At 63.6% G+C, this 19,087-nt stretch carries 20 protein-coding genes; 11 read left to right on the forward strand and 9 right to left on the reverse strand.

Going from position 1 to position 19,087, the window contains the following annotated elements:
- Nucleotides 1–4: 4 nt before the first annotated feature.
- The 4 genes from AC4EEO_RS18215 to AC4EEO_RS18230 form a co-directional block, all read right to left on the reverse strand.
- Entirely contained in the window at nucleotides 5–973 is a 969-nt protein-coding gene (locus tag AC4EEO_RS18215) for a ribokinase (protein WP_491329051.1), read from the reverse strand.
- Entirely contained in the window at nucleotides 970–2,397 is a 1,428-nt protein-coding gene (gene uriT / locus AC4EEO_RS18220; RefSeq protein ID WP_491339438.1) for a uridine transporter UriT, read from the reverse strand. The genes AC4EEO_RS18215 and uriT overlap by 4 nt, the downstream gene beginning before the upstream one ends.
- The gene (gene uriH / locus AC4EEO_RS18225; protein WP_491329049.1) at nucleotides 2,398–3,471 is read right to left on the reverse strand and encodes a uridine-preferring nucleoside hydrolase UriH; all 1,074 of its coding nucleotides are present in this window, start codon (nucleotides 3,469–3,471) and stop codon (nucleotides 2,398–2,400) included.
- A gap of 68 nt (nucleotides 3,472–3,539) precedes the next feature.
- The gene (locus AC4EEO_RS18230) at nucleotides 3,540–4,481 is read right to left on the reverse strand and encodes a GAP family protein (RefSeq protein ID WP_491339439.1); all 942 of its coding nucleotides are present in this window, start codon (nucleotides 4,479–4,481) and stop codon (nucleotides 3,540–3,542) included.
- A 125-nt stretch (nucleotides 4,482–4,606) separates the two neighbouring features.
- Here AC4EEO_RS18230 and AC4EEO_RS18235 point away from each other — a divergent pair, with 125 nt between their 5' ends.
- The 5 genes from AC4EEO_RS18235 (at nucleotide 4,607) to AC4EEO_RS18255 (ending at nucleotide 8,723) form a co-directional block, all read left to right on the forward strand.
- Nucleotides 4,607–5,812: a sensor histidine kinase gene (locus AC4EEO_RS18235; RefSeq protein WP_491329047.1), complete on the forward strand. Its 1,206-nt coding sequence runs from the start codon at nucleotides 4,607–4,609 to the stop codon at nucleotides 5,810–5,812.
- Complete coding sequence (locus AC4EEO_RS18240; RefSeq protein WP_491329046.1) at nucleotides 5,809–6,114, forward strand: response regulator; 306 nt, start codon at nucleotides 5,809–5,811, stop codon at nucleotides 6,112–6,114. Before AC4EEO_RS18235 ends, AC4EEO_RS18240 begins: the two co-directional genes overlap by 4 nt.
- On the forward strand, nucleotides 6,081–6,440 hold the full coding sequence (locus AC4EEO_RS18245) for a LuxR C-terminal-related transcriptional regulator (protein ID WP_491329045.1): 360 nt from the start codon (nucleotides 6,081–6,083) through the stop codon (nucleotides 6,438–6,440). The genes AC4EEO_RS18240 and AC4EEO_RS18245 overlap by 34 nt, the downstream gene beginning before the upstream one ends.
- A gap of 141 nt (nucleotides 6,441–6,581) precedes the next feature.
- Nucleotides 6,582–7,571 (forward strand): LacI family DNA-binding transcriptional regulator, encoded by a 990-nt coding sequence (locus AC4EEO_RS18250; protein ID WP_491330879.1) that lies wholly within the window; start codon nucleotides 6,582–6,584, stop codon nucleotides 7,569–7,571.
- Nucleotides 7,572–7,616: 45 nt separating this feature from the next.
- Nucleotides 7,617–8,723, forward strand: coding sequence for a GTP pyrophosphokinase (locus AC4EEO_RS18255; protein ID WP_026264859.1), 1,107 nt, complete (start codon nucleotides 7,617–7,619; stop codon nucleotides 8,721–8,723).
- A gap of 58 nt (nucleotides 8,724–8,781) precedes the next feature.
- Here the strand turns inward: AC4EEO_RS18255 and AC4EEO_RS18260 are convergent, their stop codons facing one another.
- Nucleotides 8,782–9,114 carry a YegP family protein gene (locus AC4EEO_RS18260; RefSeq protein WP_491339440.1) on the reverse strand — a complete coding sequence of 111 codons (333 nt, stop codon included), beginning with the start codon at nucleotides 9,112–9,114 and terminating at the stop codon, nucleotides 8,782–8,784.
- A gap of 306 nt (nucleotides 9,115–9,420) precedes the next feature.
- On the opposite strand from AC4EEO_RS18260, the gene AC4EEO_RS18265 reads away from it, so the two are divergent.
- A complete protein-coding gene (locus AC4EEO_RS18265; RefSeq protein WP_109044167.1) occupies nucleotides 9,421–9,636 on the forward strand; it encodes a transcriptional regulator in 216 nt (71 codons plus the stop codon).
- 147 nt (nucleotides 9,637–9,783) lie between these two features.
- On the opposite strand, the gene AC4EEO_RS18270 is transcribed toward AC4EEO_RS18265, so the two are convergent.
- Complete coding sequence (locus AC4EEO_RS18270; RefSeq protein ID WP_491340448.1) at nucleotides 9,784–10,101, reverse strand: plasmid pRiA4b ORF-3 family protein; 318 nt, start codon at nucleotides 10,099–10,101, stop codon at nucleotides 9,784–9,786.
- 6 nt (nucleotides 10,102–10,107) lie between these two features.
- On the opposite strand from AC4EEO_RS18270, the gene AC4EEO_RS18275 reads away from it, so the two are divergent.
- Entirely contained in the window at nucleotides 10,108–10,503 is a 396-nt protein-coding gene (locus tag AC4EEO_RS18275; protein WP_491340449.1) for an IS1096 element passenger TnpR family protein, read from the forward strand.
- 117 nt (nucleotides 10,504–10,620) lie between these two features.
- On the opposite strand, the gene AC4EEO_RS18280 is transcribed toward AC4EEO_RS18275, so the two are convergent.
- Nucleotides 10,621–11,274, reverse strand: coding sequence for a GntR family transcriptional regulator (locus tag AC4EEO_RS18280; RefSeq protein WP_133832764.1), 654 nt, complete (start codon nucleotides 11,272–11,274; stop codon nucleotides 10,621–10,623).
- A 104-nt stretch (nucleotides 11,275–11,378) separates the two neighbouring features.
- Between AC4EEO_RS18280 and AC4EEO_RS18285 the strand changes: the two genes are divergently transcribed.
- From AC4EEO_RS18285 to AC4EEO_RS18300, 4 genes are all read left to right on the forward strand, one after another.
- On the forward strand, nucleotides 11,379–12,821 hold the full coding sequence (locus AC4EEO_RS18285; RefSeq protein WP_491329044.1) for a purine-cytosine permease family protein: 1,443 nt from the start codon (nucleotides 11,379–11,381) through the stop codon (nucleotides 12,819–12,821).
- Complete coding sequence (locus tag AC4EEO_RS18290) at nucleotides 12,818–13,474, forward strand: flavin reductase family protein (RefSeq protein WP_476741550.1); 657 nt, start codon at nucleotides 12,818–12,820, stop codon at nucleotides 13,472–13,474. The genes AC4EEO_RS18285 and AC4EEO_RS18290 overlap by 4 nt, the downstream gene beginning before the upstream one ends.
- Nucleotides 13,475–14,455: 981 nt before the next feature.
- A complete protein-coding gene (locus AC4EEO_RS18295) occupies nucleotides 14,456–14,893 on the forward strand; it encodes a hypothetical protein (RefSeq protein ID WP_476741549.1) in 438 nt (145 codons plus the stop codon).
- A 317-nt stretch (nucleotides 14,894–15,210) separates the two neighbouring features.
- Nucleotides 15,211–15,564 (forward strand): DUF3846 domain-containing protein, encoded by a 354-nt coding sequence (locus tag AC4EEO_RS18300; protein WP_491329043.1) that lies wholly within the window; start codon nucleotides 15,211–15,213, stop codon nucleotides 15,562–15,564.
- A gap of 287 nt (nucleotides 15,565–15,851) precedes the next feature.
- Here the strand turns inward: AC4EEO_RS18300 and AC4EEO_RS18305 are convergent, their stop codons facing one another.
- Nucleotides 15,852–16,385 (reverse strand): DUF488 domain-containing protein, encoded by a 534-nt coding sequence (locus tag AC4EEO_RS18305; RefSeq protein WP_476741547.1) that lies wholly within the window; start codon nucleotides 16,383–16,385, stop codon nucleotides 15,852–15,854.
- A 223-nt stretch (nucleotides 16,386–16,608) separates the two neighbouring features.
- Nucleotides 16,609–18,753: an amylo-alpha-1,6-glucosidase gene (locus tag AC4EEO_RS18310; RefSeq protein ID WP_476741546.1), complete on the reverse strand. Its 2,145-nt coding sequence runs from the start codon at nucleotides 18,751–18,753 to the stop codon at nucleotides 16,609–16,611.
- Between the last annotated feature and the right edge of the window lie 334 nt (nucleotides 18,754–19,087).

Here is a 19,087-nt window from a genome sequence, read left to right on the forward strand (position 1 = left end):
GGCGTCAGGACGCGCGGAGGCGGCGTTCGACGTCGGCCGTCTCCGGATACGCCGACTGGGTGCCTTTCCGGGTGGTGGCCAGGGCGGCCGCCACAGAGGCGAAGGCGGCAGCTTCGGCGAGGGCGTCTCCGGCGGCCAGCCGGACGGCAACCGCTCCCGTGAAGGCGTCGCCGGCCCCGGTGGTGTCCACGGCGTCCACGCGCGTGGGCGCCACGAAGGTCACCTGGGCGCCGGGAGCCGCCTCCGAATCCAGCACCACGGACCCGTGCGCGCCGAGGGTCACCAGGACCTGCCGGATCCCCCGCCCGGCAAACCGCTCCCGGACCGTATCCCATTGCGCCGCGTGGGCGTCCGCGCCCGGGACCGAAGCCCCGGGGCCAAGGAACAGCGCCGCCTCGTGGGCGTTCACCAGCAGGACGTCTGTCAGTTCAGCCAGCTCCGCCGGAATGTGCGCGTACGGTGACAGATTCAGCAGAACCGTTGCGCCGGCGTCGTGCCCTGCCTGGGCTGCGGCCAGCACGGTGGGCATGGCCACCTCCAGGCAGAGGCTGACGACGGCGGCACCGTCCAGGACGTCCGCGGCGCCGGCGACGTCGGCGGGGGACAGCGTGCCGTTGGCTCCTGCGGAGATGATGATGTTGTTCTCGCCGTGGGCGTCCACGGCAATCACCGCGACACCGGTGGGTTCGCTGGAGGTCCGCACGTGCCCTACGTCCACCCCTGCACCGGCAACCGAGGCCTGGAGCATGTTGCCGTTGGCGTCATCCCCCACGGCGCCCACCAGGCTGACGTGTCCGCCGAGCCGGCCCGCGGCCACGGCCTGGTTGGCGCTCTTGCCGCCCGGGTTCACGGCGAATCCGTTGCCGTGCACGGTCTCGCCGGGCTGCGGCAGGCGTTCGCAGTAGATGGTCAGGTCTGCATTCAGGGAGCCGACGACGACGATCCGGCCGGTGTTCTGCGCCGCGGCACTCACGGGGCCACCTCGGCCTCAACCGGCTTGGGGATCAACAGCGAGGCGGCGAACGCCGCGACGGTGAGGGCCAGCCCGACAAGCACGACGGTCAGGTAGGAGGCCTTCGCATCGCCGAGCGCCTGCGTGGCCACCAGGACGGCGGGCAGGATGAGGAAGCTCAGGCCCGCACCCAGGTTGAAGGCGCCGGCGTTCATGCCGGGCAGGAAGCCGGGGTTGCCGGCGGGCGAGAGGACAACGCCGAGTCCGTTGAGCATGATGTTGACGGTACCGGCGTACATGATGCCCAGCAAGACAGTGCCGGCAATCATCATCGGCAGGCTGCCCAGGCCGAAGAAGGCGATGACGGCCAGTGCGGCGATGCTGCCGAGGAGCCCGATCCGCAGCACCTTGGTGTACCCGAGGACGGGGGCCAGCCGCCCGCTGAGCGGACCCACCAGCCAGCCGAGCAGGGCGTACGGGGTGAGGATGATCAGCGACATTTCGGTGGGGCCGATGCTGAAGCCGGGCGCCGCGGCCTGGACGTAGGCCGGGACGATGCCGTTGATGACGGCGAAGATGCCGGTCATGGTCAGGGTGGTGGTGAGCAGAGGGGCCCAGGTGGCGCGCTGGCGCAGGTGCACGGTTTCCACCATCGGCTGGGCGGCCCGCTGTTCGGTGCGCCAGAACGCGAAGAAGGCGACGGCGGAGACGAGGACCAGCGCCAGGCTCAGCATCAGCGTGGCGGCGGAGAAGCCGGCCACCAGCTTGGAGCCTTCGTTCAGGGCGGTCAGCAGGGCGCCCACGGCCACGACGATGAAGAAGACGCCGCGCCAGTCCATGGTGGTGCCGGCGGCAGGCTTGCTCTCCCTGGCAAGGACCAGGACGAGGGCGGTGGCGGCAGCAGCCAGGACCACCATCAGCCAGAAGATGCTGCGGAAGCCGAAGTGCTCGGCGAAGTAGCCGCCCACGAAGGAGTCGACGCCGGCCACGCCGCCGTTGACGGCGGTGATGAGGCCCATGAGCGTGCCGTATTTGCGCGGGTTGCTCACCGCGGAGCGCAACATGATCAGGCAGAGCGGGACGGTGGGTCCGCTGACGCCCTGGATGATGCGGCCCACGAAGAGCCAGGTGACGTCCGGGGCGAGCGCGGCGATGACGGAGCCCGCGGCCATCAGCACCATCATGCCCACCAGGACCTTCTTGCGTCCCACAATGTCGCTGAGGCGGGGCAGGAACAGTGAGAACAGGGCGGCGGCGGTGAAGAACCAGGTCTGGGAGAGGCCGATGACGGCCTGGTCGGTCTTGAGTTCCTCGCCCATGGTCACCAGGGCGGGGCTGAGCATGGAGGCGTTGAGCTGGAACGCCACGCAGGCGGCCAGCAGGGCGGTCATGAGGGCTGCGGTATTGCCGCGGCCGGTGGCGGTTTCGGTGGTCATGGCAGTCATTTACTTGACCCCTCCGGCGGTGAGGTGGGCACTGTGGCCGGGTTCGACGTCGGACGCGGTGCCGTTGTCCTTAAGGTCACCGGTGCCGGGCTCGCCGATGCGGACCAGTGCGTCGGTGACAAGATCCCAGAACCGTGCGTGGTCCAGGTCCACGGCAACGCTGGTGTGGCAATCGGCGGGAGCGGGGGCGCGGAAGTCGGCCACGGTCATGCCGAGGGTGAGGGTGCCCTGCAGTTCGATGTTGACCGGCACCTTGCGGGTGCTGACGATGCTGGGATCGATCACGTAAGCCACGGCGCAGGGGTCGTGGACGGGCGGATAGTCGAAGCCCTGGGCGTCCTTGTAGGTGTGGGCGAAGAAGTCCATCAGTTCGGTGACGAACTTCGCCGGGGTGGTGCCGATGGCGGCGATTTTCGCCACGACGTCCGGGGTGGCGAGCGCTTGGTGGGTGAGGTCCAGGCCCACCATCACCACGGGCCACTTCTCGTTGAAGACGATGTGGGCTGCCTCGGGGTCGATGATGATGTTGAACTCGGCCACGGCGCTCCAGTTGCCCACGTGGTAGCCGCCGCCCATCAGGACCACTTCCTTGACCCGTTCCACGATGCGCGGTTCCTTGCGGGCGGCCAGGGCGATGTTGGTCAGGCCGGCGGTGGGGACCAGGGTGACGGTGCCGGGTTCGTGGGCCATGACGGTGTCGATGATGAGGTCCACGGCGTGGCGCGGGTCCAGCTCGATGGTGGACTCGGGCAGGGCGGGGCCGTCCATGCCGGACTCGCCGTGGATGTCCGGGGCGGTTTCGATGCTGCGGACCAGGGGCCGCGGGCAGCCGGCGGCGAAGGGGACGCCGGTGATGCCGGCGATGGTGCCTACGGCCAGGGCGTTGCGGGTGACTTTTTCGAGGGTCTGGTTGCCCACCACCGTGGTGACGGCCAGCAGTTCGATGTTCGGGTTGCCGTGCGCGAGCAGCAGGGCTACGGCGTCGTCGTGGCCGGGGTCGCAGTCCAGGATGATCTTCCGGGGCTGGTGCTGACTCTCTTGCGGGTTTGGTTCCACGATGGTTCTCCACGTCATTGGGGCCTGCCGGGGAGGCAGGGGTCCAGTATTCCGGGAGTGATCATGGCACCGTTTTGTGGTCTGCGTCAAGCGCTTAACGTGGCGGTGGCGTTTGCCCACGTCAAACGCTTGATGCCTTGCGGCTGCTGACTGGCCCAGCGGCTGCCTAACCGAAGGGATTCCAGGCCGCATCCGGGAAGAGTGCCGCCAGTGCGGCCCGGAGCATCAGGAACCCCACAATGCCTGCCACCCACAGCACCGCCTCTCCGGCCACGCGACAGCCACGCGCCAAGGCGCGCCAGCGGGGCATCCAGCACGCTGCCAAGGGCAAGCCTGCCGGCCACCAGGAGCCCGGCAGGCAGCAGCATCACCAGGCAGTAGGCGCCAAGCAGGGCAGCGGAAAGGGCCCAGCCAGCACTGGAGGTCGTCAGCAGCCCAATTGCGCCGACATACGGCAGCATGGTGGGCACCTCGAGCAATCCCGCGAGCAGCGCCAGGCCCAGCAGTCCGCCGGGGGTACCCACTGCACGGCCGATCCTCCGCTGCCACCGGGCCTCGACCGGTGATGGCCCGGGCTCCTGCGCAGCGGCCACCCCGCTGGACCGCTCGGCACGGGCGCCGCGGCCCTGGAGGCGTGCAGTGTCCGGGGAACCGGTCATCCTGCTTGGAAAGGGCGGCTCCGTCGCCGTGGAAACCCCGCGCCCGGGCCTTCCTCCCAATACGGCCCACGCCAGCAAGCCGCCGCCCGCCACCAGCATTCCCCACTGCACCGCAGGCAACCCGCCGAGGGCCCCGAGGTCCGCACCCCACGCCCCGGCGGCCCCGGCCACACCTGTCAGCAGGCCAAGTCCGAGCAGGAAGTAGAAGAGCCCGATGGCTGCGAGGTAGGCCGCCGCCTTTCCGGTGACGGCTGCCCGCCCCCCGGAGTCCCGGCGCAGGAGCAGCCACACGGGAATCACCAGCGTGCCGATGCTGGTGCTGTCGATCAGGGCGAGGATGGCCAACTGGGCCAGGAGTTCTGCAGTCACAGGAAGAGTCTTCGCCAACCTGCCTCCTGGCGCGTCAGGCATCGGGGGGAGGGCGGACTCATCCTTTAGTCGCAGAAACTGCGCTTGAGACAGGCCGGCGCTCCCCTCTGCGGCAGGATGGGACCATGCATTCAACACCGGGCACCATCCGCCGTGAGGACGTGGTCCTGGCCCTGGCTTACGCGGGGCTCACCTGGCTGCTGCACTCACTGGGCATTACCGCTACCGGCGCCCCGGCAGTCCCTTCGCTGGAGCCATGGTGGCCCGCGCTGGCGCTGGCCGGATCCGCCGTTGTGGTGCTGCGCCGGAGCACCACCCGGGTAATGGTTCCGGTTTCCCTCCTCGCAGCGGTGGCGCTCCTGCTGGCGGGGGCGGCCGGCGGGTTCTTCCTGCTGTTCGAAGCCGTCTTCTCACTGGTGTTGTTCGGCACCGCGAAAGCGGCCAAGACGGCGGAGGTGGCGGTCCTTCTCCTGTGCGCGGCCGGAGGGGCGGCGGCATGGCTGGCAGGTGGGTCCTTCGCCGATGGCGTTGTAGCGCTGCTCGCCGGTGCCATGGTGCTGCTGCTGCCGGCCGAATGGGCAGGGAATGTCCGCAAGGCCAGGGAACTGGCCGTCAGCGAGGGGGCGCGTGCCGCTGCAATCCGGGGCGCGGCACGCGACCAGGCACGGCTGGCGGCCCGTGAGCACGAACTTGAGCTCGCCGGCGCGCGGCAGGAGATGGCGCGTGAGCTTCACGACGTCCTTTCGTCCAGGCTGTCCGCGATCGCGTTGCAGTCGGCTGCTGCGCTGAACACCGCGGACCCGGCATTGGACCGGGAGGTCCTGGCCCACGTGCGCCGCGAAAGCGTAGCGGGGCTGCGCGACCTGAACGCCATGATCCGGATGTTGAACGCCGGGGAGCCGCGGGCCCTGGCCGGCGATGTCGGGGATTTGGACGCCGTCATTGCCGGCCATCGCGCTGCCGGGATGGACCTCGAATGGAACAACACCCTCCCCGGCGGAGGCGAGGACCTTCCCGGCGGCACGCAGGCTGCCATCCACCGGTTGATTGCCGAATCACTGGTCAACGCCGGGCGGCATGCCGCGGGAGCCAGCGTCCGGGCCAGCCTTGAGGAAGTTCCTTCCGGCATCCGGCTGAGGGTTGCTGACGATGGCGGCACCGAGGAACCGCGGGGATACACGGCCGGAACAGGGACGGGACTGCCCAGCATGAAGGCCCGGGCTGAGCAGCTGGGCGGGTATGCGATCGCCGGCCCTGAAGGCCACGGCTGGAGAGTAGAGGCGTTCCTTCCGACAAACGGCACGGGCACGGTGGAGAACGAGGCACCATGAGCGGACGAATCTCGGTATTGCTCGCGGACGACCATGCCGCCATCCGTGTGGGGATCAGGATGGTGCTCCACGGGGCACGCGGGTTCGATGTGGTCGGCGAGGCAGGTGATGGTGCCACCGCCGTCGCCATGGCCCGGACCCTCCGGCCGGACATCGTCCTGATGGACGTGCGGATGCCGGTGAGGGATGGAGTGTCGGCTACTGCCGAAATAGTCTCTGCCGGGTTGTCGAAAGTCTTGGCTTTGACCACGATTCCTATCTTTTTGGCATGCTGTCCGCCGGCGCCGCCGGCTTCCTGTTGAAGACCGCTGAACCCGCAGAAATACTCCATGCGCTGGGCCGCGTCCACGACGGCGGGACTGTGATCGCCCCCGAAGTGGCCGGGAAGCTGGTGTCGGCGGCCATCAATGGAGCAGCGGCGGCACCCACCCCGGCAGCGCCGGCCGGTGAGCTGACCGCCCGGGAACGGGAGGTGCTGGACTGCCTGGGCGATGGCCTCAGCAATGCCCGCATCGCACGCCACCTGTCCATCTCGGAAGCAACGGTCAAGACCCACGTTTCGAACGTATTGGCAAAGCTGCAGGTGGAATCCCGCCTGCAGGCTGCGTTGGTTGCGAGGACCCTGTAGCGGGAACGGCGCCATACCGCGACGGCGCGTCCATGGCAAGCGGCCCGATCAGCTGCCGGCACCGGGTCGCACTACGATCGAGGTATGGATTCCGGGGAACAGGTTCAACAGCGGGCGCGGCCCCGGAGGGTGACGGCGGCCATGGTGGCCGCGCGGGCCGGTGTTTCGGTTGCCACGGTGTCGCTGGTGGCCAACGGCAAGACGGCCGGCCGGGTCTCCGAGGACAACATTTCCCGGGTGCAGGAGGCAATTGCCGAGCTTGGCTACGTGGTGGATGGCATCGGCAGCTCGCTGGCCAAGGGCGTCAGTTCGATCGTGATCCTGGTGGCACCGGATATCTCCAACCCATTCTTCGCCAAGGTGATCAGCGGGGTCCGGGAATCGCTGGGGCCCAATTACCAGCTGCTCCTCTCGGTCACGGACTCAGGTGAATTTCCCAAGGCTGCGGACGTCCGGAAGCTGATGTCGCTGCGGCCGGCAGGGCTTTTGGTTGATGCCCCGAATGCCGGGTTCCTGGCGGACCTTTCGGTGGCCGGCCCCCTGGTCCTGCTGGATGCTCCCGGCCTGGAGTCATTTGCGCCGGCCGTGAACCTTGACGTCGCCCAGGGTGCGCGGGAGCTGGCCGCGCACCTTGCCGGGGCGGGCCACCGGCGCGTGGCCTACCTCGACAGCGTTACCGGAACCGCCACGTTCACCATCCGCCGGGAGGCCTTCCTGGCCGAAGCCGCATCACTGGGCATGACCGTGGATCCGGACCATATGCCCGCTACCACCATCGATGTGGGTGCTGCCGCGGCTGTCTTCGCCGACGCGTGGCCGGACTGGCAGCGCGCGGGGGTGACCGCCGTCGTCTGCGCCACGGACACCCATGCGTACGGGGTGCTGCAGGAAGCCCGTGTGGCCGGGGTGCGCATTCCCGCGGAGCTGGCCGTGGCGGGGTTCGATGACCTGCCGTATTCGGCGACCAGCAGCCCGGGCCTGACCAGCGTGCACCTGCCGGCGGCAAGCCTGGGGCTGAAGGCTGGTGAACAGCTGCGCCGGCTGATGGAAGGGCGGGCGTTGGAGCAGGAGGAACTGGTCCTGGAAAGTTCCCTGGTGGTGCGCGGCTCCACGTCGGCAGGCGAAACGTAGCGGCGCCGGCGGGTTCCTGTCGGACCCCGGCCGTAAGCTGGGATTATGCCGAGTAACTGGGAGAGTCTGGACGCGTCGCAGCGTGAGTCGGTACAGCACAATGTGGAGATCTATGAGCGCGTCCGCCCTGCCCTGAAGCTCATCACCCGGGACGTCCTCCTCACCCTTCGTGACATGCTCAAGGGTACCGAGGTGACGCCGCTGTTCGTCAGCGGCCGCACCAAGACCGTGGAGTCCTTCAAGGAAAAGATCTCTCGGACCGAAGAGCCCCTGGAGCCCGGCGGCCCGCGGCTGCTCAAGTTCCCGGACCCGTTCCGGACGCTCAATGACATGGTGGGCATCCGGGTGATCACCAAGCTCCCGGCGGAGAACGCCGTGGTGGCCAACATCATCAAGCGCCAGCGGCAACTCTTCGACTGCCGTGGCGACCGGGAGAAGGACATCGGCTCCATCGAATCCGGCACCTACGGATACTCCAGCCGGCACCTGATCCTGCGGACCATCCAGAACGAGGCCGTCAAGGAGTACCAGCAGGTCTTCAACCCGGACGCCGTGCCCAACGGCAGCTACTTCTTCGAGTGCCAGATCCGTACCATCTTCGCCCATGCGTGGAGCGAGATTGAGCATGACATCAGGTTCAAGGCCGAGGATCCGCGCGCGTGGACACCGCACTTCGACCGGCAATTCACGGCCACCGCCGCCATGCTGGAGACCGTGGAGACGGCTTTCGCGGACCTGCATGAACGGTACGAGGAAGTCCGCAGCTTCTGGGACATGGACGGGGAAGGCGCGGCAGCCCTCACCCCGAACCGGATCCGCGACGTCTGGCGGACCCTGCTCCCGCACGTTGACCGGAAAGTGGACGACGACTGGGGCTGGGCCGCGGAACTCCTGGCCGCCCACGGCCTCAACCAGACCGTGCAACTGGCCGGCCTGCTCAGCGCCAACCGCATCACCGAGGTCCGCAAGGCCCTGGACCACCGCTACTCCCCCGGCCCCGACCGGCTGATGGACGACCTCCTGCTGTGGCAGTACGGCACCAAGCACATCGACCTCACCGCAGAACCGGCCGACGCCGTCCCGCACCCCCGGCGCGACAGCCTCCTGCGGCGGCTGCGGCAGATCGAGCGGTACAGGATGACGAAGACGTAGGGGTTCGTGTTAGGAGCATTTGGCTGCTCCATGGGGCGAAACCCTCTTCCCAGGCCGTTCAGGAAAGGTTGTGGACTGCCCCGGCCCAGCGGGGGCCGGAGACGGCCCGGCGGACAGCCCGGGCGCGGGCGTGGAAGTCGATCTTTGGCATTCGCGGAGAAGGGTCAGCGCGACTGCCGGGATCATTCAAGGTGGGGGGCGGTGCCGCTTTGGCGGCTGTTGTGCTGTGGTCGGCGATCAGTCCCATGCCGGCGTATTCGCGTACAGCGGCGATGCCGGCAACGGCGTCGGTCTTGGTATCGAAGGGCTTGGACACTGCCATAACGGTTCCATCGGGTGCTGTCAGCCGGAACCTGAACGCTGATTCTGCGTCGATAAATAGTTCGAACATTCCTGCCATTGCGATCCTTTCGTCTGCGGGATCTTGAGGCGGCACCGTTGCCGCCAGAGGGGCACGAGGCATCGTTGCCTTCGTTTTCCCTGGTAGATCCCGCCGTCCAAATCTTCATCAATTCAGCATGCGTTCCTCGAGTTTCTCGTGGGACCGCTTGCCGGCGCAAGGTGTCCCTCGGCATCCGGTAGAAGTGATCACCCGCTCTCGGGTGCGGGCGCACTTGCTTTCACGAGACGGCGTCGGCTCCCCGCATGTCGTCAACACATGTTGACCCGACTTCCACGCGTCAACTAATGTTGACGCATGGAGGTGGAGCAGATGAAAACTTTGGTTGCATCCATGGACGGGAAAGGACCGGCTGAAGCACTGCAGGCAGTCGCCCAGTTGCAGAAGGAAGTCGGGCGCGCGGAAGCGTCCCTGGTCAGGAAAGCCCGGCAGGCCGGCCTCTCCTGGGAAGCCATCGCCCTATGCCTGGGCGTGAGCAAGCAGGCCGTCCACCGTAAATACGGGAAGCGGTAGATGCTTCCGACTCTTGGCTGCGGGCGGCGAGGTGGCTTCAGCTTTGCGTAACGTCGGTTATCGGCCCTTTAAGACGAGCGGGGGAGTGGCCCCAGAAGGTGTCGTGTTGCTGTCGTTCCTGGCAATTTTTCCTGGGGACACGGGAGGTCAGAACTGCTCTGCCAGTGCTCGGTTTATGGCAGAGATGTCCAGGAAGGCTGGGTCGAATGGTTCGGCAGATCCGGTCATGTCAGCCACCCATGCGGAGTGTTCGTTGTGGTAAGGATGCGACGGATCGGCCAAGGCATCCATGATGTCCTCGTAACCCGGCAAACCTCCGGAATCTTCCAGCGGGCCGCGCCGGGCGCCGTCGATCAAGCGGGCCGGCGGAATGTCGTCGTCTACTGGCCGGCGCGAAACCAGCTCGAGCCGGTGAAGCCAGCTGTCACCGAAGTCGTATTCGTAGAACGCTTCACCCGACCCCAGTGCGGCGTGCCTGGGATTTGGCGTCGATTCGAGCTCCGGGGCTACCTGACTCTAAGCCAGGTACATCAGGTCCTGCAGGCAGCATTTGGCTGGGAGGACGCGCACCTGCACAGGTTTGTAACAAGCGACCCGTTCGCGCCGCTGCGGCCGGTCGACGGTGAATTTCCGGAAGTCCCGCAGTGGCTTCCAAGGCAGCAGTGTGAAGAACCGGGTGACAGGCCCGAGGAGAACTGCACTCTGGATCAACTACTATGTCGACGAGGGCCACGCGAACCTCCAGGACGGAGCCTTGTCCATGTCCAATACCCGGTCTCGCCTCTGAGTTGTCCATGGCACCCATTTTTACAGGCCTCACGGCCCCGCCGTAGGAGGCAGGCCCCTTCCCCCAGCCTCGGCCGTTAGCTTGACGAAAGGTCAATTATCGGCGTTCGCAAATCGGCCCGGGAGGAGCCCTAAGAGTGGTGCTTTCGAGCGTTTCGCCAGGCTTCCCCGACCTCTGCCATCGAAGGCTGGTGCTGGCTAGCGGCTTTCCACGCGTGCGCGCACAGTTCGGTAGGCGAACTCTACGAGGTAGTCGTTGAGGGCATGGCTTGCTTTTTCGGCGTCCTCTGTTTCGCTGTTGAGGATGGCGCGGAGGATTTGGGCGTGTAGGCGTGATCCCTGGCTGACTTCGGCTTGTTCGTCCCGGACGTGGGTGATCCAGAATCGGCGCGAGAGTCCTTGGAGGGGGGCCATGGCGTCGGCGAGGTATTCGTTATGGCTCGCGGCGACGATCATCTGGTGGGTTTCCTTGACTGTGTCCAGGTACTGCCTGAGCGTGAAGCGGTCTGCCTCGAGCAGCTGAACCATTTCCTGCATTGCGTTGCGCTCAAGGCTGGTTGCGGCTTCACAGGCCAGACGCACCGCCAGGGCTTCGAGTACCCGCCGGAGTTCGAGCATCCTTAACTGGGCTTCTACCGAGGCGGGTGGGACGAGTACGCCTTTGTTGGGGTGGATCTCCACGAGCCGGTTCCGGGCCAACTGCTGCAGGGCCTCCCGCACCGGGGTCCGGCCCAAGCCGGTCTTCTCCATCAGGACCGCCTCGGAGACAAGTGAGCCGGGAGTAAGTTCCTGGAAGACGATGAGGCGTTCAATCTCCTCGTAGGCTTGGGCGGCTTTTCCTTGCTGCATCATGCTCCCACTTTAGCCGAACCCCTTGCACAACCGGTATATCGGTCGCATACTGGTGTGACTGGCTTCACCTCCCCTTCCCACTTTCAACAGATTTGAGGTCTGCAATGGCGAAGACCCTTACCGTCGAACGGCGTTCCATCGACTACATCCCACCTGAAGAGCGCCATGGCAAGCCCAGGAGCCTGCTCTTCGTATGGTTCGCTGCCAACACATCCATCACCGCAGTCGTAACAGGTGCCCTGTTTGTCATCTTGGGCAACAGCGCTCTCTGGTCGATCCCGGCCATCATCCTGGGCAACGCGGTAGGCGGGTTTTTCACCGCCCTGCACTCCGCCCAGGGCCCCAAACTCGGTGTGCCACAGATGATCCAGAGCCGGGCGCAATTCGGCTACTTCGGGGCGATCCTGCCGCTGGTCCTGGCCCTGATGATTTACGTCGGCTTCTACGCCACGGGCCTGGTCCTTGGCGGCCAGGCGATCGGCACCCTGCTCCACGTCCCGCCGCAGGTGGGCGCCATGGTCTTCGCACTCATGTCGGCGACACTGGCCATCATCGGCTACGGCTACATCCACAAGTTTTCGCACATCGCCGCCGTCCTGAGTGCCGTCGTGTTCGTCATCCTCCTCGTCCGCATCATCGCCGACGGGAACATCGGCCCAGTCGTGGAGACCAACGCGTTCGATGGGGCCGCGTTCGTCCTGGGCATCTCCCTCTCGGCCTCATGGCAGCTGACCTTCGGACCGTATATTGCGGACTACTCGAGGTACCTACCCGAGGACACCCCCAAGCGCGCCACGATCGGCTGGACCTTCCTGGGCAGCGTCCTGGGCGGCTCCCTGGCCATGACCCTGGGCGCTCTCGCCGCGGCCCTGGGCGGCAAAGCCTTCGGTCACGACCAGGTCGGCTACCTCGCCGGGCTCGGCGGCGCCATCTGGCCGCTGGTCCTGCTCGCCGTGATCCTGGGCAAGCTCACCGGCAACACCCTCAGCTCCTACGGCGGCTACATGTCACTCGCCACGATCATCACCAGCCTCACCGGCCAAGACCGGGTCAGCCCCCGTCAACGCTCGCTCTACGTCATAGCGATCTCGGTCGTTTCACTGGCCATCGCGTTGGCGGCCACCAACAACTTCCTGACCAACTTCACTAACTTTCTGTTGTTCCTGCTCTACTTCATGACCCCCTGGTCGGCCATCAACCTCGTCGATTACTACTGGGTCCGCAAGGAGCGCTACAGCATCGCCCAACTCTTCCTCCGAAACGGCGAATACGGCCGTTTCAACAAAGGCGCCTTCCTGGCATACGCCGTCGGAGTGCTCATCCAAATCCCGTTCATGAACAGCTCGCTCTACGTCGGCCCCATCGCCAACCTGCTCGGAGGCGCAGAAGTGGCCTGGCTCATTGGCCTCGTCGTCGCAGGCGGCCTGTACTACGCCACCTCCCGCGCCGTCCGGAACCGCGCCAGGACCTTTGAATCAATTTCAGAAAAGCCGCATGGGACCGCTGTCCCCGCAACGGCAACCATCACCTCTGAGGAGACCTTGTGAAATACGACCCCGCGCTCGAGCGCAGCCCCCTTCCCTACTCGCCCTTCAAGAGCTGCACCGTTCCCCGACCCATCGGCTGGCTCTCCAGCATCAGCCCGGACGGCGTGGAAAACCTGGCCCCTTACAGCCAGTGGCAGAACCTGACCTTCGACCCGCCCATGGTCATGTTCTCCGCCAACCAATACCCGGACGGGCGGCGGAAAGACACCGTCCTCAACGCGGAGCAGACCGGCTGGTTCATCTGGAACATGGCCACCTACGACCTCCGTGAGGCCGTCAACATCAGCGCCATGGCACTGCCTTTCGAGGAAAACGAGTTCGACCGCGCCGGCATCAGCAAGCGATACGCCGAGCTCTCCCCCACACCCATGGTTGCCGAGAGCCCCGTTCATTTCGAATGCAAGTACCTCTCAACACACAGAATGACAGGCAACTCCAACGTCGGGACCATCGACATCGTCTTCGCACAGGTCGAACGGATCCACATCAACGACGAAGTCCTCACCCCCGACGGCCGACTCGACATCCCGAAAATCCGGCCCCTGGCCCGAATGGGATACCACGACTACACCTCCATCACAGAGACCTTCGAGATGAAAATCCCCCAAGCGTCCGACGACGAGGCATACGGCCTCGCCGGCCAACCCGCCTAACAAACCCCGCGATCCCGAAGACCCTGCACTCCCCCTGCAGGGTCTTCGGCTACACAGCGGAAGTCACCCAATCGGACAAACTACTCCCGGCTCGGCCCAGCCGGTACAGATTTACAGAATCACCATTATCGGTGCTTCGAATAGGCACTAATCTGACGTGAAAATCACGCAGCGGTCGGGTGCGACGCTGTAAAAATTCAAGCGACCGGCGATCTATTGAGCCACTGAGCCACTGGAATCTTCCCTGGTCCTGTAGGTAGTCAGTAACCTTGACTTGCGAATGGGTGTCAGCAGAGAGGCATCGCACTCCACTCCCACTTATGAACAAAGGTCGCTAAACTCCCGGTTCCAGTTGCCGAGTGGCTACCGAAACATCCTGCGCACGTCCACATTATCGGCCGCGGTGGAGAGGCACAAAATCCCGCTGGCCTTGACCGATGTCCACCTCATCCCGAAGCAAGCACACCTCTGCCACCGATCTGATCGCTGCCACCGATAACAAGCAGTCTGCGGCGATCCCCCTCGTCCTTGCACCCTGTGGGGTGAGCCCTATCTTCTGCGTCCTGAAACATCGAGACTGCCCCTTCATCCAACGGTCCACCAAGGTATGAAACAGTGGCGGAATTTTCGGGTCAGGCACGTCTGAAGTTCTCACTCCCACCTCGCCTCATCCCGAATTGGGGGGGGAGGGGCTCGATACCCTCCCTGCAAGACGGCTCCTCTTGATCCGTATTGCGGAGGCTCTTTAATTCGTAGTACCCGTTTCTTGAGAACCTTGTGATCCCGGAACCGTTCTTCGCGTGTTGAAACATCTGTCTGCCTCTTTGTGATTTTCCTTAGCTTGTATAACGTGACCTCGAGTAACCGGCCTCTCTGCTTTTCCACAAGTGAGCGGAAAGGCCGAGGACTGGATTTAAAAAAAATATCAGCTATAAATAGAGGAGTGAGATTTTCCTTTGCGTGATTGCCTGTGAGGAAAATATGATGCTTTTTATTAGTAGTGATCGTAAAATTCAAAAACTGTACCAGGGCGGGGAACTTTCGGCGGCCTCGGGGATGGGGCTGCCTCCGGCGAGGCGTCCCGGCCATTGCGGTGCCGACATGGAGCTCACCATGCAGAGCTCGGCTGCGGCAGGGGATTTCTTGTCGCCCATTTTGGGCGGTCCGGTGCGGGATCTGCATCTGGTGTGGCAGTGCCGATGCGGGTTCCGTCTAGATCCACGGTCGGATCCGAGAAATAAGGTGTGGGCGGCCGCTGCTGCAGTTGAAGGCTGTCAGTGGGAGATGGATCATGCCGTCCTACAGCTGGATATGGCTCTTCGTGCAGCATCGGCAATGGGTGTGGCAGATGAGTTGCTTGCAAAATGGGCCCAGCTATCCCCTCGTGAAATTAAGAGAATTCTCGATCAAAATGCGTGAATTGAGGTTGCCGGAGACGGCGTCGAGCGTATGGAATAAACCGGCTGATCGTAAAGACGAAGGAGTGGAAATGCTGACAAGGGGGCACTCTGTGGTAGACGGAAAGAAGCAAGGAAGAGCTATTGAAGAGTAACGATCTGAAAATCGTGCCAAGCACGTGGAAGCCTCTACGCCGATACACAGAAAGGGCCTCTAAAAATAAACGGACGGGCGTCGGGCCCGCGCAGGCATCCACGTCGGGGAGCTCGACCCCCAGGATCCTCGTCAAGGCCTCAGGCCTCCCGTTTCTGCTAAAGAATAGAAAGGAATAGCTAGCCATGACCACGGCGGCGTGTACCGCGCTCATCATCCCAGCTTCCCTCCCCCAGCCCATACGCGTCGAAGGGATCGTTTTGACCGTTGCCAAAAGGCAGGTCTTGGTGCAAGGAAATTTCGAAGCAATTAGCTACAGAGATTGGCACGTTTACCTAAACGACGAAGCGGACCATATCCCTCTCCCCGTCAACCCGCGGGCCGAAGTGTTGATCAGGGAAGCAGGAGTTGATATCGAAGGGGATATTAGGGGGGCCGCAGTGTTCTTGGGTCACAGCAACGACGGTAAGGATACAGACATACCGACACCCCTGCTTCAACTCGCGGAACGTCTCTTTGACATGGGTCCGGCCCGGTAGCGGACCTGAGGTGAGCCGCTTAACACAGTGTTCCTTCCCTGCCTGATCTGTAGATCCCGGGTGTCGTTCCGCCCCTCAGATGACGGATGCTCCTTAGGTACTCTTGTGGCTGTCAACATGACGGGGACGGACTGCCCGAGGGCTACTTGGGAATTCATTATCAGCGCTCGAACCACGGGATTAGAAGCAGCTCCGAGAGGTTTCGTTTCAGGCTCATTATATGGGCGCATCTTCGTCGAGTAGCGGCAGGCACGGCCCGGCTCACCCATCTTCTCTATCATCCCCGGCTAATCCTCGCCCTGATGCGGGTAAGTGATCCCGCCGTTTTCGACCCGTGCGAACGCATTCATGCTGGCTTGACGAGTTACGGAGATGGACATTATGTCGAAGACCTTTACGCCTGCGACAATGAGTGCATCAGAAATCAGCCGCCTATGGCATCGCCATGGAACAGCTTCGCTGCACATGATCGCAGGCACCCCCTGACTCGCGATCCTCACCAGTTCAGCGAGTCCGGAGCTGAAATTCGCGGTTGCCATGTAATCGGCGTAGTCGCGGAACGCTTTGATTCTCCACGCACCGTTCGGACTGATCGAACCCGCCGGCGTATGTCGGCGGCCGCCGAGGTCCCGAATCCATCTGTACTCGATCTCCTGGGGCATGGCTTTCTGGATCTCCAACTGGTTCCACTGTGGATACTTCCGGGAGGATGGAAACGAACGCACGTCAACCAAATGCGTCACATCGTTGGAGTGCAGCATCGCAATCACCTCGTCAAAGCTACGAGTGGAATGACCAATTGTGTATACTCGCGGTTCCAAGGATCTCGCTCTTTTCCGCTTGTCATCAACTCCCCCATTGCTTGCACGCTACAGAATGAGCATCCTGAATCGGGTCGTCGAGCAAGCTTAGTCCGGCAGACTGAGAGTCACTGCGACTCTCTACTGTGGGATGGCATGGGGCGACCGGAACCCCGATGAATACCGGCGGTCACGTTCGCCCACCACCGGTGATCTGTTTCCATCTGCTGCGCCTGGATGTGAATCAATCAAGGCCATCATTGCCGGCCAGGTTGAGGAGTTCGCTGAGTGGAGGCCGCGGTTCACGGCGCAACCGGATAGCCTCGGGTAGGCCGTGCACGTCGACCGATCCGTCATCGATGTGAATCGAGATCCGTCCTTCCCCAGAAAATGGAACGTTATCGAAGTGAAAGTGCGTGTTCTCTGCCGGCATGGTCGGGGCCAGCCATACTTCGTCCCAGGGTAGGCCGGGGTCAAAACGCAGCAACGTGCGGATGAGCTGGACAGGTGCCGCCGATGCCCAGGCCTGTGGTGAACATGAAGCAGGATAGGGGACAGGTTCAGGGTATTTTGATCGGTCCAGGCCGCAAAAAAGTTCCGGGAGCCTGCCATTGAATCGGTCCGCGGCTTCAAGTAAGGCATAGGCAACTTTGCGGGCTTCATCGACGAAACCGTGCCGCATGAGCCCTGCAGCGGCAATCGCGTTGTCGTGGGGCCATACTGATCCGTTGTGGTAGCTGGCCGGGTTGTATGCACCCATGTTGGCCGCCAGCGTCCGGATCCCCCATCCGGTAAACATTTCAGGGGACAGCAAATGTTCTGCCACCCTGGGCGCCTTGTCTTCGTCAATTATTCCCGTCCACAGGCAGTGGGCCATGTTCGAGGCCACAGCGTCAACAGGTGTCTTATTCCTGTCTAGGGCAACAGCAATATATCCATCCTCGGGCAGCCAGAACTGGTCGTTAAACGCCTTTTTCAGCTTCAATGCCTTCGTTATACAAGAATCAGCGGTCTGCGGATCACCTGCAGCCCTGGCTAATAATGCGCGGCCAACGTAGGCGGCATAAGCGTAACCCTGTACCTCACACAGTGCGATGGGAGGCTCGGCCAAGGTGCCATCTGCGAAATTTATACCGTCGCCGGAGTCCTTCCAGCCCTGGTTTCGCAAGCCCTTGTCTGTCTTCCGCTTGTATTCGATGAATCCGTCACCGTCCAGGTCGCCATAGTCCTCCATCCACCCCAACGCCCTGTCTGCTACAGGAAGAAGCCGGCGCATTGCCTCGTCATCGAGTCCCCACCGGCTTAGCTCAGCCAGGACAATAACGAAGAGCGGCGTTGCATCAACACTGCCGTAATACACTCCGTGGCCGCCCAGCGCCAAACCAGCAGAGGCTCCCAAACGGACTTCGTGAAGGATCCTGCCGGGTTCTTCCTCTGAATCGGGATCGACCTTCGTTCCCTGGTGATCCGCCAACGTCAAAAGCGTCCCTTTGGCCAGCGAAGGGTCCAGGAGTAAGGACATGAACGAGGCAAGCAGGCTGTCCCTTCCAAACAAGGCCATGAACCATGGTGCGCCGGCGGCCACCACCGCCCGGTCCGGATGATCGGGGTTATAGATTCGGAGCGAACCTAGATCTTCCTGGCTGCGCTCGATTACCCGCTCTACCGCTTCATTCCGCAGCTTTGCTGTTGGCATGGACTTGCGCCACTCCATGACGCGGCGCAGGGCATCCTCGCCCGAATCGCCTGCTCCTTTGTGCCCGGGGCCAAGGGGAAGATCCACCACGGGCGTGGCAGTGATGGTGCCGGACCACTGCGCGTGCCCCGCAATGACGACGTCCAGGACCAGAGCTTCGCCCTCATTCCTGGAACCGGGAAACGCCACAGTGATCCACTGTTCCTGACCTTCGCGTCCGGAATCGAGCATTAGTGCATCCCTGCCCGACTTTCGAAAACAATGCCCCTGTTGCACGCGCCCTTCCTTTACTTCAAACAAACTGGCAAAGTCCGAGTCGGCCAACAACTCAACCCGGCATCGCACGGGGTTCTTGGAATAGTTGTGCACCGTCACCGTCTCGACAAGCGCTGCCCCCAGCGTCCGTTCCCGGTCAATGAGCAGCGAAGAGTCGGTGTGATCATTCCTGCGGGCCCTACCAACGAAAACGCAGCGAAAGGGCTCAGGAACGGTAAACGACAAGCCCTCGACCGGGAAGCCCTGAACCTTTAGCGTCCAGTCGCTGATGAATCGGGTGTCCCCGAAGAACACCCCGTGCGGTAGGCAGCCCGACATATCCCCGTTGAACGATGAGATACAGAATGAAGTTCCCTGCACCAGCGTCACCGCTCCCGGCCCGGCTGAATCGGCGCTACTTTCGTTCCCCTGAGTCACTTTTTTGCTTCTTCCACGCAAACACGCTGGAGGACCACTGCCCTTCCTAAAGTGAGGAAGACGCACTCCCCCGGCAATGGGGCAATGCCCTATTGCCAAACCCGGCAGCGGATCGCCGGAGACGGTTTGAGTCTTGATAACCAGGATGTCTCCTGCCGCCACCGGATATCGAACAGTGGTCGTTAAACCCGCTCAGTTGACGCAGTGATGGCAGGAGGCACAGTTGCGTTCGACGGCAGCCGTAAAATCGGTCTGCCATGCTGCCGGTCTGTGGACTGCTGCAAAGTCACAGCAGGTGAGGTGCCTATCAGTTTCATCACGACGGCCCCCACGT

Source organism: Pseudarthrobacter sp. MOO13 (genome assembly GCF_058267655.1).

Coding starts and splice junctions, on each gene's coding strand:
- AC4EEO_RS18295 (WP_476741549.1), top strand. CDS start 14,456: ATGATGCTTTTTATTAGTAGTGATCGTAAAATTCAAAAACTGTACCAG.
- AC4EEO_RS18300 (WP_491329043.1), top strand. CDS start 15,211: ATGACCACGGCGGCGTGTACCGCGCTCATCATCCCAGCTTCCCTCCCC.
- AC4EEO_RS18235 (WP_491329047.1), top strand. CDS start 4,607: ATGCATTCAACACCGGGCACCATCCGCCGTGAGGACGTGGTCCTGGCC.
- AC4EEO_RS18245 (WP_491329045.1), top strand. CDS start 6,081: ATGCTGTCCGCCGGCGCCGCCGGCTTCCTGTTGAAGACCGCTGAACCC.
- AC4EEO_RS18250 (WP_491330879.1), top strand. CDS start 6,582: ATGGTGGCCGCGCGGGCCGGTGTTTCGGTTGCCACGGTGTCGCTGGTG.
- AC4EEO_RS18240 (WP_491329046.1), top strand. CDS start 5,809: ATGAGCGGACGAATCTCGGTATTGCTCGCGGACGACCATGCCGCCATC.
- uriH (WP_491329049.1), bottom strand. CDS start 3,471: ATGACGTGGAGAACCATCGTGGAACCAAACCCGCAAGAGAGTCAGCAC.
- AC4EEO_RS18285 (WP_491329044.1), top strand. CDS start 11,379: ATGGCGAAGACCCTTACCGTCGAACGGCGTTCCATCGACTACATCCCA.
- AC4EEO_RS18265 (WP_109044167.1), top strand. CDS start 9,421: ATGGAGGTGGAGCAGATGAAAACTTTGGTTGCATCCATGGACGGGAAA.
- AC4EEO_RS18260 (WP_491339440.1), bottom strand. CDS start 9,114: ATGTTCGAACTATTTATCGACGCAGAATCAGCGTTCAGGTTCCGGCTG.
- AC4EEO_RS18255 (WP_026264859.1), top strand. CDS start 7,617: ATGCCGAGTAACTGGGAGAGTCTGGACGCGTCGCAGCGTGAGTCGGTA.
- AC4EEO_RS18280 (WP_133832764.1), bottom strand. CDS start 11,274: ATGATGCAGCAAGGAAAAGCCGCCCAAGCCTACGAGGAGATTGAACGC.
- uriT (WP_491339438.1), bottom strand. CDS start 2,397: ATGACTGCCATGACCACCGAAACCGCCACCGGCCGCGGCAATACCGCA.